General features: G+C 39.1%; 12 protein-coding genes and 1 riboswitch. Of the genes, 2 read left to right on the forward strand and 10 right to left on the reverse strand.

Features of this window, described 5'->3' with window-relative positions; translation table 11 throughout:
* Positions 1–62: 62 nt before the first annotated feature.
* Positions 63–668 carry a trimeric intracellular cation channel family protein gene (locus tag AC3WSK_RS00445; RefSeq protein WP_079560574.1) on the forward strand — a complete coding sequence of 202 codons (606 nt, stop codon included), beginning with the start codon at positions 63–65 and terminating at the stop codon, positions 666–668.
* A gap of 120 nt (positions 669–788) precedes the next feature.
* Here AC3WSK_RS00445 and cobT read toward each other — a convergent pair whose 3' ends face one another.
* Together cobT and AC3WSK_RS00455 are read right to left on the reverse strand one after the other, a co-directional pair.
* Entirely contained in the window at positions 789–1,844 is a 1,056-nt protein-coding gene (cobT, locus tag AC3WSK_RS00450; RefSeq protein ID WP_079560572.1) for a nicotinate-nucleotide--dimethylbenzimidazole phosphoribosyltransferase, read from the reverse strand.
* Between the two features lie 114 nt (positions 1,845–1,958).
* A riboswitch (cobalamin riboswitch) is annotated at positions 1,959–2,135 on the reverse strand.
* A gap of 174 nt (positions 2,136–2,309) precedes the next feature.
* Positions 2,310–3,182, reverse strand: coding sequence for a DMT family transporter (locus tag AC3WSK_RS00455; RefSeq protein WP_492411399.1), 873 nt, complete (start codon positions 3,180–3,182; stop codon positions 2,310–2,312).
* 328 nt (positions 3,183–3,510) lie between these two features.
* Here AC3WSK_RS00455 and AC3WSK_RS00460 point away from each other — a divergent pair, with 328 nt between their 5' ends.
* Entirely contained in the window at positions 3,511–3,906 is a 396-nt protein-coding gene (locus tag AC3WSK_RS00460) for a hypothetical protein (RefSeq protein WP_079560567.1), read from the forward strand.
* 58 nt (positions 3,907–3,964) lie between these two features.
* Here AC3WSK_RS00460 and AC3WSK_RS00465 read toward each other — a convergent pair whose 3' ends face one another.
* The 8 genes from AC3WSK_RS00465 to cotE form a co-directional block, all read right to left on the reverse strand.
* Positions 3,965–4,267 (reverse strand): rhodanese-like domain-containing protein, encoded by a 303-nt coding sequence (locus AC3WSK_RS00465; RefSeq protein ID WP_079560565.1) that lies wholly within the window; start codon positions 4,265–4,267, stop codon positions 3,965–3,967.
* Between the two features lie 313 nt (positions 4,268–4,580).
* Positions 4,581–4,811, reverse strand: a complete 231-nt coding sequence (gene hfq, locus AC3WSK_RS00470) for an RNA chaperone Hfq (protein ID WP_079560563.1) — start codon at positions 4,809–4,811, stop codon at positions 4,581–4,583.
* 91 nt (positions 4,812–4,902) lie between these two features.
* Positions 4,903–5,805, reverse strand: a complete 903-nt coding sequence (gene miaA / locus AC3WSK_RS00475) for a tRNA (adenosine(37)-N6)-dimethylallyltransferase MiaA (RefSeq protein ID WP_492411402.1) — start codon at positions 5,803–5,805, stop codon at positions 4,903–4,905.
* The gene (locus tag AC3WSK_RS00480) at positions 5,792–6,706 is read right to left on the reverse strand and encodes an alpha/beta hydrolase (protein ID WP_079560558.1); all 915 of its coding nucleotides are present in this window, start codon (positions 6,704–6,706) and stop codon (positions 5,792–5,794) included. The genes miaA and AC3WSK_RS00480 overlap by 14 nt, the downstream gene beginning before the upstream one ends.
* A 3-nt stretch (positions 6,707–6,709) precedes the next feature.
* The gene (locus AC3WSK_RS00485; protein WP_079560556.1) at positions 6,710–8,356 is read right to left on the reverse strand and encodes a glycerol-3-phosphate dehydrogenase/oxidase; all 1,647 of its coding nucleotides are present in this window, start codon (positions 8,354–8,356) and stop codon (positions 6,710–6,712) included.
* Positions 8,357–8,754: 398 nt separating this feature from the next.
* A complete protein-coding gene (gene mutL / locus AC3WSK_RS00490; RefSeq protein ID WP_492411405.1) occupies positions 8,755–10,623 on the reverse strand; it encodes a DNA mismatch repair endonuclease MutL in 1,869 nt (622 codons plus the stop codon).
* A 14-nt stretch (positions 10,624–10,637) separates the two neighbouring features.
* Entirely contained in the window at positions 10,638–13,229 is a 2,592-nt protein-coding gene (gene mutS, locus AC3WSK_RS00495; protein WP_492411407.1) for a DNA mismatch repair protein MutS, read from the reverse strand.
* Positions 13,230–13,357: 128 nt separating this feature from the next.
* Positions 13,358–13,993: an outer spore coat protein CotE gene (cotE, locus tag AC3WSK_RS00500; RefSeq protein ID WP_427482641.1), complete on the reverse strand. Its 636-nt coding sequence runs from the start codon at positions 13,991–13,993 to the stop codon at positions 13,358–13,360.
* Positions 13,994–14,126: the final 133 nt, after the last annotated feature.

Genomic DNA, 14,126 nt, shown 5'->3' on the forward strand with positions numbered 1-14,126 from the left:
AGTTCGTATTAGTAACTAATCTACAACAAGAAATGATTTTATTCACTTAAGGGGTGAAAGGGTTGGCTTGGGAGGTTTTTAGTATCATTGGAACAATTGCCTTCGCTATTTCCGGGGCAATAATTGCAATGGAAGAAGAATATGATTTATTCGGTGTCTATATACTCGGTATCGTAACTGCTTTCGGTGGTGGAGCTATACGAAATCTATTGATAGGTTTACCTGTAACTACACTTTGGGGTCAAGATATGATGTTCCAAATTGCCATTGCAGCGATTACGCTATTCTTCTTATTTCCGCACCGTCTTATTCAGCATTGGCATCGCTGGGGCAATTTTACCGATGCTATCGGATTATCCGCATTTGCCATTCAAGGTGCTCTCTATGCTGTAAAGCTCGACATGCCTATTAGTGCAGTTATTGTAGCTGCTGTCTTAACAGGGTCAGGTGGTGGAATTGTTCGCGATTTATTAGCTAGACGACAACCATTAGTCCTCCGTGATGAAATTTATGGTGTTTGGGCAGCACTAGCCGGGCTTATTATCGGACTTCAACTTTTCTCAGGGGATATCTTTTTATATGTATTATTTGGTGTGATCACAGTATTAAGAATACTTTCATATACGAAGAAATGGCGGTTACCGTTGCGGAAGTTGAATCGAGCATAGCTATACCGTTGCATATTAACAAGCCCAAATATCAGATTTGGGCTTGTTTTGAATTTTTCTTATTTTCACAAACGCCGTGCATCCACAGCAGCGACAATAAGTACCTAAAGATTAATAAATCTACTTTTTCAACAGTAACATAGCTTCCTCTAATGTAGTCATGTTTTTCATCATAGAGCTTGCTGCATCCAAAATAGGAAAGGCTAAAGCTGCACCAGAGCCCTCTCCTAATCGCATATTCATTTGTAGCATTGGTTCAATTCCGAGCATTTCAGCAGCAATTTTTGCACCAGGTTCTTCAGAAGCATGAGAAGGAATAATATAGTCTTTTACGTTTGGCTCAAGTTCGTACGCAATTAGAGCAGCGATAGTAGAAATAAAGCCGTCAATAACAACAGGTTTGCGATGTGCAGCAGCAGCAAGTATTACCCCTGCCATCGCGCCAATTTCTAACCCTCCGACTTTTGCAAGAACATCAATAGCATCATGACGATTTGGTTTGTTTAATGCTATAGCTTTGTGGATGACTTCTACTTTATGTGCTATTCCTCCTGGTCCGACTCCTGCACCGAAGCCTGTCACTTCATTCGGATGACACTCGCGAAGAACCGATAATATAGCAGCACTAGGTGTTGTATTACCGATACCCATTTCACCTGTCCCGAGTACATTTATCCCTTTTTTGATTTCTTCCGTAGTTACTTCAATTCCTACTTCAATTGATTGAATGGCTTCTTCCTTTGACATAGCAGGACCCTTTGCCATATTATCCGTACCATATTTAATCTTTTTAATGATGACACCAGCATCATGTGGAATATCCTCTTTAACCCCAACGTCTACCGTAACAATTTTTGCATTCGTTATTTTCGCGACAGCACAGACACCTGTTCCTCCTCTTGGGAAATTTAGCGTTTGGAAGACCGTCACATTTTGTGGATTCGGCGTCACTCCTTCTTCACAGACACCATGATCCGCGGCACAGACAATAATTGCTTTATTATCAATTGCAGGATATAGTTCACCTGTAATACCGGATAGTTGCACAGCTAGAGTTTCCAGCTTCCCCAAACTACCAGGAGGCTTGCAAAGTGCATCTATGCGTTCTTTTGCCTGCCCCATCATTTTGTGGTCTGCACTTTGAATGTTTTGGATCGTTTGTTGTAATAATTGCATGAAAATTTCCCCTTTCTTATTTGCCCTTGTTACTCGAAGAATGATTTAGAGAAAAAAATAAAAAGCCTGTAGTTTATCCATAACAAATAAACTACAGACTTTTCCATCGTCTATATAATACGAAGCAGATAGGCAGGTCTCCTGGCTCAATTTCAACATTTCATAGAACCTTCCCAGAACGATGCTAGTGGCATTCTCTATGAAACTCCCTTTTACAGTGGTGGGACCGCTAAAGCTTTTCACTTTATTCCCTATTCTCCCGCAATGGGCACCTAATGCTTTTATGCAATTATTTTTAATTTACGTCAAAGTGTTTAATGTGTCAACATTTTAAATTTTCAAGCTTCATGGTTTTTTTAGTGAACGGATATGCTGGTCCCTTTTCTCTTTAATTATTTTTTATAGTATGTCATTAAGCAAAAATAGAAGCTCCCATGCATAAAGGCTTGGGAGCTTCCTGTTTGTTTATCGCTGTGAGATCAACTTTGTTTTGTCTAATTCACTCAGACATGTTGCACCGAGCAAAAGAATAGCGCCTATTATTTGTAGGGTCGTCATTTTTTCTCCAATAATTATCGCCGAAATCAGTAATGATGTTAGCGGATCAATATAGCTTAAAATAGCTATACTTTGCCCTTTTAAATGACGCATTCCGAAAAAGAACAGATAGAAGCCGATCCCAGCATGGACGATGCCCAATGCTATAAGTAAACTAATTGATTTTATATCGATTTGTATTACTTTGAACCCATTAGTCCCCACAAGATAAAGTGCGAGGAATAACGCTGCTAAAGCAAGCTGAATAATCGTATTATCGGGCTCTTTTAAGCCATGAATATACTTATTGGTGAATGTAACTATTGTATAGAAACAAGCTGCAATAAGCCCATAGATAATTCCGACATAATGTTCGCTCGTTTCGGTAGTTTGACTTTGGACAATAAAATACAGGCCTACTAGCGCAACACAAACATAAAAGATTTTCCGTGCAACTATTTTCTCTTTCAAAACGATTGGTGATAAACAAATTACTAGTACTGGAGCAAAATAGTAGCTTAGTGCCGCATTTGCGATGGTTGTTTCCTTGTACGCTTGGAAAAGAAAAATCCAATTGCCACATAAAGCAAAGCTCGAAAGTATCATTGGCCATTTATTTTGCAAAATAGTTGTTTTCGTAAATTTTTCTTTTTTATAAAGGAAAATCAACAGTAAAAAACAAGAGCCAATGAGACTCATCCAAAAGGCTATTTCACTTGAAGGCAACTTAATATATTTTGCAAAAACACCGACAGCGCCAAAAATAATCATCGATACAATAAAAGATGGTTTTCCGCTCATTTCTAATTCCTACTTTCTACATGTATATAGTCTCCGATATACAGTAGAATCTATTGAGAATTAGCAAGCTTTTAATGAATGCCTAAACAGTAGATTCTACTGTAAAGACATTGTTGGGGGTGCTATTGTTCGATACATACTTATCCCTCCTTAACGGTTTTAATTGTAACACATTTCTGAATATTCGTGCGCAAGAATATTAATGCTAGATGCTATCTTTTGATAAGTGCCAAAACGATAAAAATTAATGAAAACTGGTGTGCTAAATAAGTTTGGGAGTTAATAAAATCTAAGGCAGGACAAAATTAAAAAGGTAGGTGAAGAGACGTTGGACACAAAAGAGCTAAGAAACGCAATTGCTGAAACATGCGAGAATTATGATAGCCGATATGCTCAGCTAGTAAAACCGATAAACCAAATATTAATCAATGTAGACGCTTCAATAAGTGAAGATACAGCGAATAAAATCATTGAAAACTTAAAGTTATTTCACAGTGGAGATAAAAACATTACTGAATGTCACTTCGATGAGAGCGAAAACTTCTTAATGGAAGGTATAGAACACCTTCAGAGAGGAGATCTTGCGAATGGCGCATTACAAATTTACGGTGCCGGTTTAAACTTTGCCAGTTATAACCTAAAGATCCGGGAGCTAAAAAATGAAAATCCATACAATCATTTCGAAAAAAATTTTAGCCTTATTATAGACTCACTAAAAAAATAAGCGCAATAAAAAAAGAAAGAGCGAATATTGAAAGGCTCTTTCTTTTTTTAGTATGTCATTATTTAAATTCTAACTCTCCATCATAAGCAAGCATGCCGCCTTCAAGGTTTGTTACGTCAAAGCCTTGAGCTTCTAGATATGCACAAGCATTTGCTGAACGTCCGCCTGCCTTGCAAACGATAATGTATGGCTTAGCAGTATCTAATTCTTCTAAGCGCTCAGGGATTGTCCCAAGAGCAATGTGCTGAGCACCAGGAATCATACCCTGAGCTACCTCATCCTCTTCACGAACATCAATAATGAATAGGTCTTCGTTTGCATCTAATAGTTCTACTATTTCTGTTGTATCCATAGATTTCATCTGTGTAGTCCTCCAAAATGTCAATTTCCTCTTACATTATAGCCTGAAGGCAAAAAAACAGCTAGTGTCAAGAACACTAACTGTTTAAGTATAGTTTTTTACGGCTCCTTACCATAACGTGAGGTTGATTTCCGTTCCGACTGGGCGCTTTGTTGTTGGTCACGAAGGCGTTATCACTGGACGTGATGCTTTTAGCCTTCGTTCCTCTAAATCGCTAATCCCCAAGGAGTCACTCAGTCGTAACGAAGAGCAACTTATTCAAATGGTAAACGTTTTATAAAATCTGATTCCCAAACTTTTGATGATGAATGATCTATTCACCTGTCTCTAAAAAATCCACTTGCTTTGCTGGAACAAATGTAGAAATAGCGTGTTTGTAAATAAGGTGTTGTTTGCTATCAGCATCTAGTAATAATACTGTAAAATTATCATAGGATTTCACAGTTCCTTTTAACTGAAATCCGTTTAACAAAAACACAGTTACAAAGACATTATTTTTACGTAAATGGTTTAAGAATGTATCTTGCAAGTTAATTGATTTCATCAAATATACCTCCCTATACTCTCTTTCTACCTCTTCATTCCTATAGTAGCATGTTCTACCAATTTAGCAATTAGTAATTTTTAGAAATTATTCAAAGTTTTTCTTCATTATTAACAAAATATACATCCATTTTGTTACGGAAATATGTTAGCTGTCTTTTCGCGTAGCGGCGAGAATTTTGCTTTAAGCTGTCAACGGCTTCTTCTAAAGAGCATTTACCATCTAAGTAATCGTATAATTCTTTGTAGCCGATTGCTTGGATTGATTGCACACCACGAATATTTCTCTGCCATAAGCCCTTTACTTCTTCTAAAAGTCCTTTTTCCATCATTATATCAACACGACGGTTAATACGATCATAGAGCACTTCACGTGACATATTTTGCCCGAGCCCTAAAATCACATGATTGTACAGTGGAACCTCTCCACGATTTTGTTCTTCGGATGCCTTTGAAACGCCACTAAGCTCAATCATCTCTAACGCACGTATGACACGGCGAGTATTATTTGGATGAATAGTCTCCGCTGTTTGTGGATCAAGTTTTTTCAGCTTAGCATGCATCGCCTCTGGGCCTAATTTTTCCAGTTCTTCATAATAGGCTTTCCGTGCCACCTCATCTACCTGCTCCTCTGTAAATTGAAAATCAAAGAGTACTGCCTGCACATATAAACCTGAGCCCCCTACAATAATCGGTAGCCTGCCACGCGTTTGAATTTCTGCAATTTTAGCTCGCACTAATTTTTGATAGTCTGCTACTGAAAAGGATTCTGTTGGCTCTTTGAAACTTAGTAAATGATGGGGTACACCCTCCATCTCTTCTTCCGTAATCTTAGCTGTACCAATATCTAAGTCTCGATAGATTTGCATGGAGTCACCGTTAATGATTTCTCCATTATATTTTTTTGCTAACTCAATACTTAATGCTGTTTTCCCAGATGCTGTAGGTCCTACGATTGCTACGACCTCTGCCTGTTGTATTTTATCTTGTATCATATTTTTCTAACCACCGTAATAAAACTTGATAGACTGCCTCTCGATTATCCTCGTTTAGGATTTCATGGCGCTTATCCTCAAATAAGTAGACCGTCACGTCCTGTATGCCTGCTTCTGTAAATTGTTCTGCAACAGCGTATACACCTTGACCTTGTTCTCCTACTGGATCTTTGCTACCACTTATCAATAATATCGGTAAGTCTTTTTTCACTTTTGCTATTTCACTTTTACGATTTAACGACCTGAAACCTGTTGTTAAATCGACAAAAAATTGATTTGTTGGGATAAAGCCACAATACGGATCATCTATATATTTTTCCACTTCGTCCTCTACTGAACATAACCAATCATAAGCAGTCTTCGAATTCGGGAACTGTTTATTAAAGCTACCAAAGCTCAGCTTATTTAATAACTTGCTCTCTGTCTCTTTACCAAGCTGTTTGGCTAATACTTTTGCTACTAAATTCCCCATCGTATGCAATGCTGTAACATTCCCTGTTCCACAAAGAATCACGTGATCCACTTGATCGCTGTGCAATTGTATATATCTTCTAGTAATGAACGATCCCATACTATGACCAAATATAATTAATGGTACATCTGCAAATTGTTCATGCAAAAATGTTACTACTTCATGCGCATCCTCTACGACACGATCAAACCCATTTTGTTCAGCAAAAAAACCTAATGTGCCATTATAGGCCGCTGTTTCTCCATGCCCTCGATGATCATGCATTGTCACTGCATAGCCCGCTTCGTTTAGGCTATTGGCAAATGTAACATAACGTTCACTATGCTCCGCCATGCCATGCAATATATGAATATGACCAATACATGGCTTCGATGGTTTTAATGTTCGAATAAACAGAAAATGGCCATCTGACATTTCAATATAACGCATTACCTACACTCCTTCCTCTGCAAAATTTGTTGCATCTAAAATAGCTTGCTCTAGTTGAGCTACATAAGTATTTCTTTGTGACTCTGTATAGTTAAAATGTTGTTGCATCACTTGAATGACCTGCTGTTTATAACGTTTTACTGCATCAATATCAAAGTATAATAAGCCTGTTCGACGAATAAAGAAATCACTTGGCGTATACACCATTTCCGCTTCTATGCCATAAAGTAACATGGCATGTAAAACTAAAGGCATCGTACTTCCGTGCTCATGTAAAAATTTCACCTGGTTATATAATGCGTCAACATTTGTCCCATATTTTTGTACAAGTTGTTTTGCTTCATCATAATTAAGGCCATACTGAACGCCCTCTTTAGCTTTATAAGAACTATAATCAGGGAAATTAATGGCATTAATGCCCTTTGCACCGGAAAGTGACAACTCACGTGTTACACATGGACTTGCGTGCTTATATTTATGGATCTTTACAATTTTATCAACGATTGTTTCTGCCATTTGACGGTAGCCCGTCAGTTTACCACCGGCAATTGTTATTAGCCCACTTGGAGCCGTCCATATCTCATCTTTGCGTGAAATTTCGGATGGATCCTTGCCTTTTTCATAAATAAGTGGACGCACACCTGCCCACGACGATTCAACCGTATCTCTTGAAATATTTGCAGTTGGAAACACTGTTTTTGCAGCTACAATTAAATAATCAACGTCCTCTCGGGTAGCGACCGGATGTGTAGGGTCTCCCTCGTAAACTGTATCTGTTGTTCCTACATACGTTTTACCATCACGTGGAATTGCAAAGGCCATACGCCCATCCACTATATCAAAGTACACGGCTTGCTGTAATGGAAAATCTTTTTGATCAAGGACAATATGGACCCCTTTTGTGAGACGTAATTGTTTTTTGTCTACTACTTTATCCTTTTGACGGACTTCATCTACCCAAGGTCCAGTTGCATTGACGATTTGCGCAGCATGCACATCGATTGTTTTCCCTGTAACATGATCCGTCACTTGTGCCCCAACAAGCTTTTTCTTCTCATATAAAAACCCTGTCATTTCCGCATAATTTAGACAAAGTGCCCCATATTCCACAGCTTTTTTCAACACTTCAATAGTTAGACGGGCATCATCTGTACGATATTCAACGTAATAGCCACCACCAATAAGCTCATCTTGATTGAGTAAAGGCTCTAGCGCTGCCGTTTCCTGAGCGTTTAACATAGTTCTACGTTCATGCTTTTTAACACCTGCTAATCGATCATAGACCTTCAATGCCAATGATGTTGACAATGGTCCAAGTGAGCCCTTTTTATATAATGGTAGTAGCATTTTTTCAGGCGTTGTAACGTGAACAGCATTGTCATATACAATTTCACGCTCACGCCCAACCTCCGCTACTACACCTACATCAAGTTGCTTTAAATAACGAAGTCCACCGTGAATAAGCTTTGTTGAACGGCTTGATGTACCAGCAGAAAAATCCTGCTTCTCTATCAAAGCGACTGATAACCCCCTCGATGCTGCATCAAGTGCTATGCCAGCACCAGTAATGCCACCACCGATGACTAAAACGTCAAAGCTATATTGCTCTAAAAAATGCATAATTTTAGGACGATGCTCAAATGAAAACATACCTTTTTCCCCCATTTGCTATAAATTGAAAATACGTGTAACTTTTGCTGTATATGTCTGATTGTATAACTAGTTATAACTTTAAGCATAGAAACTCCAATGTCATTCGTATAGCTCATCACCATAACATGTAGTTGATTTCCGTTCCGACTGGGCGCTTTCCTGGGGGCGTCCGATGAGCCGCTTCGCTTCGCTGCAGGGTCTCATCTGTGACGCTAATCCCCAAGGAGTCGCCCAGTCTCCACTCCAATCAACTTAATATCCATGACATACATTCTAGCAAAATGTCATCCACAACTTTTGATGATGAGTCATTTGTATATGCTTTACCTACAAAATTCCTTTTATGCACATGTACTGTGTATGTTACTTTTGAACCTTTGTTCTAGGCGTTATAATTACATTACCCGTTTAAACATTTTTTCCACTTCATAAGATGTAAAATGAATAAGTACTGGACGTCCGTGCGGGCATGTAAATGGATTGTCGGCATTGCGTAAATCTCGCAATAACACTTCCATTTGCTCTTTCGTTAAATAATAATTGGCCTTTATCGACTTTTTACAGCTCATCATAATCGCTGCCGCCTCACGTAATTTTTTGACATCCGCTTTTTTAGTTGTCAGCACTTGTTCAATTAAGTCCTCAATAATTTCCTGTTCTTCCCCTTTAGGGAACCAGCTCGGATGCTCTCTTACGACAAATGATGCCTGCCCAAATTCCTCTAAAAATACGCCTACAGCTTCTAACTCCTGTCGATTTTCTCTTAAAATAAGAGCCTCGTCAGCAGCATAATGGAAAGTCAATGGCAGCAATAAAGCCTGACGCTCATTCGGATTCACCTGACCGACCTTTTCACGGAAAAATTCATATTTAATACGCTCCTGAGCAGCGTGCTGATCAATTAAATAAAAGCCATCCTCCATTTGCGCAACAATATACGTGCCGTGAATTTGCCCTACTACTTCAAGTGCAGGGAATGGCTCTTTCGGAAGCTCATCCTCCAAAACTTCCATTGGCTCTTCTAGTGTCACTTCTTCTTCAGGACGATTCACTTCCATCATTGGTGTCGGTTGCCAACTTTCTTCAACGGCAGTAGGGACTTCAGATTGTGGCACTAAAGGATCTAATGTGTTGGATTCTTGAACAGTTTGTACATCATAAAGTTTCTCTACAATAGCATTCATTTTCTCCACATTAAGCTTCGGTGCAGGTTTCCAAATATTTAACTGCTCTGTCTCAGACTTTGCCACTTTCTCCTTCTTTTCCATTTGCGGTACTCGAATAACATGGCGAATATTCTCTCGTATCGTTTCCTCAATTAGCTTAAGAAGCTCAGGCTCCTTACTTAAACGTATTTGATGCTTGGCAGGATGAACATTGACATCTGTTAAATAAGGATCTCCCTCTATAAAGAGCGCTACAATCGGAAAACGTTCAATGGGCAAATACGTATGATAAGCATCTACAATCGCTTTTTGTATTAAATAATGCTTCACCCAGCGACCATTCACAAATAACGACATATAGTTTTTCGAGGCACGAGTCACCTCAGGTAGTGATACAAAGCCAGAAATTTTATAATCCTGTGATTCTCCACTGAATGCCACCATTTTTTTAGCATTATGCACACCGTAAATGGCCGCTAACACTTGCTGAACATCCCCTCGTCCATTTGTTTGTAGCAATTGCTGGCCGTTATGCAGCAATCTAAACGCAATTTGTGGATTTCCGAGTGCGAGGCGATTCATTAGATCAATTGTATGCCCAAGCTCGGTCTGTATTGTTTTCATATATTTTAATCGAGCGGGTGTATTGAAAAATAGCTGTGCTATTGTAAGATCTGTTCCCTTACGCAAAGGGCCAGGTTTATGTGTGGCGATATGCCCACCCTCAAGCTCTAAATACGTTCCTGATTCACCATTTGATGTAATCAGTGTCATTTTTGACACTGATGCAATGGAAGCTAATGCCTCACCACGGAAGCCAAGTGTACGAATTCGAAATAAATCATGCTCCTGATGAATTTTACTTGTCGCATGGCGAGAGAATGATATTAATGCATCCTCTTCATCCATACCACTACCATTATCAATGACCTGAATTGAAGTGAGGCCCGCTTCTAGTAAAAAAACATCAATGGACGTACTTCCTGCATCAATGGCATTTTCAACAAGCTCTTTAACTACAGAGGCCGGTCTTTCTACTACTTCCCCTGCCGCGATTTTATTGGACAGCCACTCGTCCATAATTTGTATTTTTCCCATAGCGCATCACTCCTTTACTTTTTTGCATTTACTAGTTGTTGCTGTAATTCATATAAAATATTCATCGCTTGCATTGGTGAAGTGCCTAGAATATTTACTTTTTCTAGGCTTTTAAGCACCTCAGATTCTGCAGGAGAAATTGGTTCTTCTTCTGTAAATAGGGACATTTGCATTGGCTTTTCATCAACTTCCTGTACCACGACTACTTCGTTTTCGGCTTCGTGTCCAGCTTCGCTTCCTGCCTCGAAGTTTTCAAGCAGTACTTGTGCTCTTGTTAAAATTTCCTCTGGTAATTGAGCAAGCTGTGCTACATGAATCCCGTAAGATTTATCGGCAGCCCCCTTTTTCACCTTATGCAAAAAGACAACTGTGCCATTTTTTTCAGTAGCAGATACATGTACATTTTGCAGTCGAGGAAGCTCCTTTTCTAGTGCCGTTAATTCATGATAGTGAGTTGAGAACAGTGTGTTTGCTCCAATTTTATCATGGATGTATTCCATCATGGATTGAGCAAGACTCATGCCATCATAAGTAGATGTCCCGCGACCAATTTCATCAAATAGCATTAAACTATTTTTTGTAGCATGCGTAATGGCGTGCTGAGATTCTAACATCTCCACCATAAAGGTTGATTGTCCCGCTGCTAAATCATCTGCCGCACCGATGCGTGTAAAAATCTGATCTGTAATTGGTAATCTAGCTTTTTCAGCAGGCACATAACAGCCCATTTGTGCCATCACAACAATTAGTGCAACTTGACGCATATACGTACTTTTACCAGACATATTCGGACCTGTAATCAGCATCATATTGTTATTATCCTCAAGAACACAATCGTTTGGCACATACATTTGCTTATTAAGCATTTTCTCAACAACTGGATGGCGCCCTTCAATAATTTCTAGCGCACGTCCTTCATGAAACTCAGGCTTCGTAAAACGATATTTCTCTGAAACACTCGCAAAACTTACTAGCACATCCAGCTCACTAATACTTGCCGCTAATGCTTGTACACGTGGAATAAACGCCTTTAATTCATCACGTATTTCCACAAACAAATTATATTCTAACGTTAAACTTTCTTCCTCCGCATTTAAAATTAATGCTTCTTTTTCCTTAAGCTCTTGCGTAATATAACGTTCAGCATTTGCCAAAGTTTGCTTACGTTCATAGCGTGTTAAATCAGCTAAATGGATATTAGATTTCGTAATTTCAATATAATAACCGAAAATTCGATTGTAGCCGATTTTTAAGTTTTTAATACCTGTTTTCGCCCGCTCCTCTTGCTCCAGCTGAGCAATCCAATCTTTCCCATTCCGTGAGGCATAGCGTAGTTCGTCTAAACGCTCATTATAGCCATCGCGAATGACGTCCCCCTCTTTAATCGTAATTGGTGGGTTGTCCGTAATTGCACGAGCTAAAAGTACCTCCACATCCGCACACGTATCAAGTGCTGCACCTAGCTTCTGCAATGTTTCTTTATTAGCACCACGTAATTGCTGCTGAATTACAGGTACTTGACGTAAAGAATCACGTAGCTGCGCTAAATCACGTCCACCTACATTACCAAAAGCTACACGTCCAGCTAAACGTTCTAAATCGTATACTTGTTTTAAAGAGGCTTGGAGCTCCGTTCTTACAAAATACTCCTCCAACAAATCAGTGACGTTCGCTAGTCTCGCTTCAATGGCAGAACGTGAAGCAAGAGGTTGGTGTAACCATTGCTTTAATTTTCGTCCGCCCATTGCCGTCACGGTGTCATCCAACAACCATAAAAGCGTGCCCTTTTGATCGCCGCCACGAATAGATTGAATAAGCTCTAAATTACGCTTAGAGCTAGAGTCAATACGTAAATAATTTTTCATTTCATTATACGTAAATGCCTGGATATGTGATAAGGAACGCATTTGTGTTTTATCGATATAATGAAGCAAACGAAGGCAAGCGATTTGTAAATCATTCGGCACCGCTTCTACATAATGTGCAGCTTTAGCCAACGTCATTTCATCTGTTTCAATAGAAAGGACGATACCGACATTGACTGCATGCTCTGCTAATAGCAGTTGCAAATTTTCCGTGACAATTAATTCACGAATACCGTATGCCTGCATTTGCATTAATAGTGCTTTACCGTCGCCCTCAATCGAGGAGGCTACTGCTTCACCTGTAGATAAGTCTAAATAAGCGTAGCCAAATGTCGTATCATCAAATTGCTCTGCAGCGCCAATAAAATGATTGGATTTACCATCGAGCGACTTACTTTCCATGATCGTACCCGGTGTAATAAGTTGTACGACTTCACGCTTCACTACACCTTTTGCTTGCTTCGGATCTTCTGTTTGCTCACAAACTGCAACCTTATAGCCCTTTTGCACAAGTGTTTCAATATAATTTTTTGCCGAATGATGTGGAACACCACACATTGGAATTCGCTCTTTTGCACCAGCATCTCGGCTCGTTAATGTAATTTCTAAAAGTTGTGAGGCATTAATAGCATCCTCAAAAAACATCTCGTAAAAGTCGCCTAATCTAAAAAATAAAAAGGCATCCTTGTAATCTTCCTTTACCTGTAAATACTGTTGCATCATTGGTGTATATGTTGTCATTTTAAAAATTCCCTCGCTCTAACCATATAGATATTTTTATTATAACAAAAGATACATGCGAAACGCTTCAATCACCTTTTTTAAGATGCTAGCGCTTCGCATGTATAAAAGAAATATGTTCTTTACTATTATCTTTGTCGTTCATCAGGAAACGATGAAGACTCTAAAACATACCTGCCTTCTCCACTAGAGCTAGACGAAGAAGATGAGCTTGAGCTTGAACTTGAGCTCGAACTAGATGAAGACGAGGATGAGCTCTCATCATCAAAGTTCCATTCCTCTTCGAAATCTAGTGGATGTACACTAATACAAATCGTCGTTTCTCCCATTACCTCTACAACGACTTCACGTTCTACTAAGATTTCAAATTTCGTACCGCATGGAGAAATGATTGCCTCTATGCAGTTTGGCTCTTGAATGACACGTACACGTACATCATCACCAACACTTACTTCACCTTCTCTAAATGAAAGCTTCACTTTGTCTTTATAGTGCACCGTTTCAGAAAACACTGCTGTTTTCGAATGATTACTATAGGCATACCATACATTGACATCAAACTTCCCTGATACTTCTACAAATTTACCGACTTTTTTCGCGGAGCAAGTATGATTAATAACCCAGCAACCGAGAATGCTTGTCGGCTTATTTGATGGACATAATGTTACACGTTCTTCTGTTCTCTTCTTCCCTTTGGCAACTACTGCTCTCGTCACGATTTGTCGTAAACGTTTCAGCGCAATTCCTCCTTCGACTCTTTTCACTCCATCATATGCAGGTAGCGCCTATTGGGTGAACATATATTTTTATAGAATCGAATTAAGGATTAAATTCATTTTACATAGTATGTTGTCAGAAACACGCCAATATCTATGAAAATTGAAGCCTAGCCGTAAT

This window comes from Lysinibacillus sp. EB271-A1-10B, assembly GCF_058791335.1.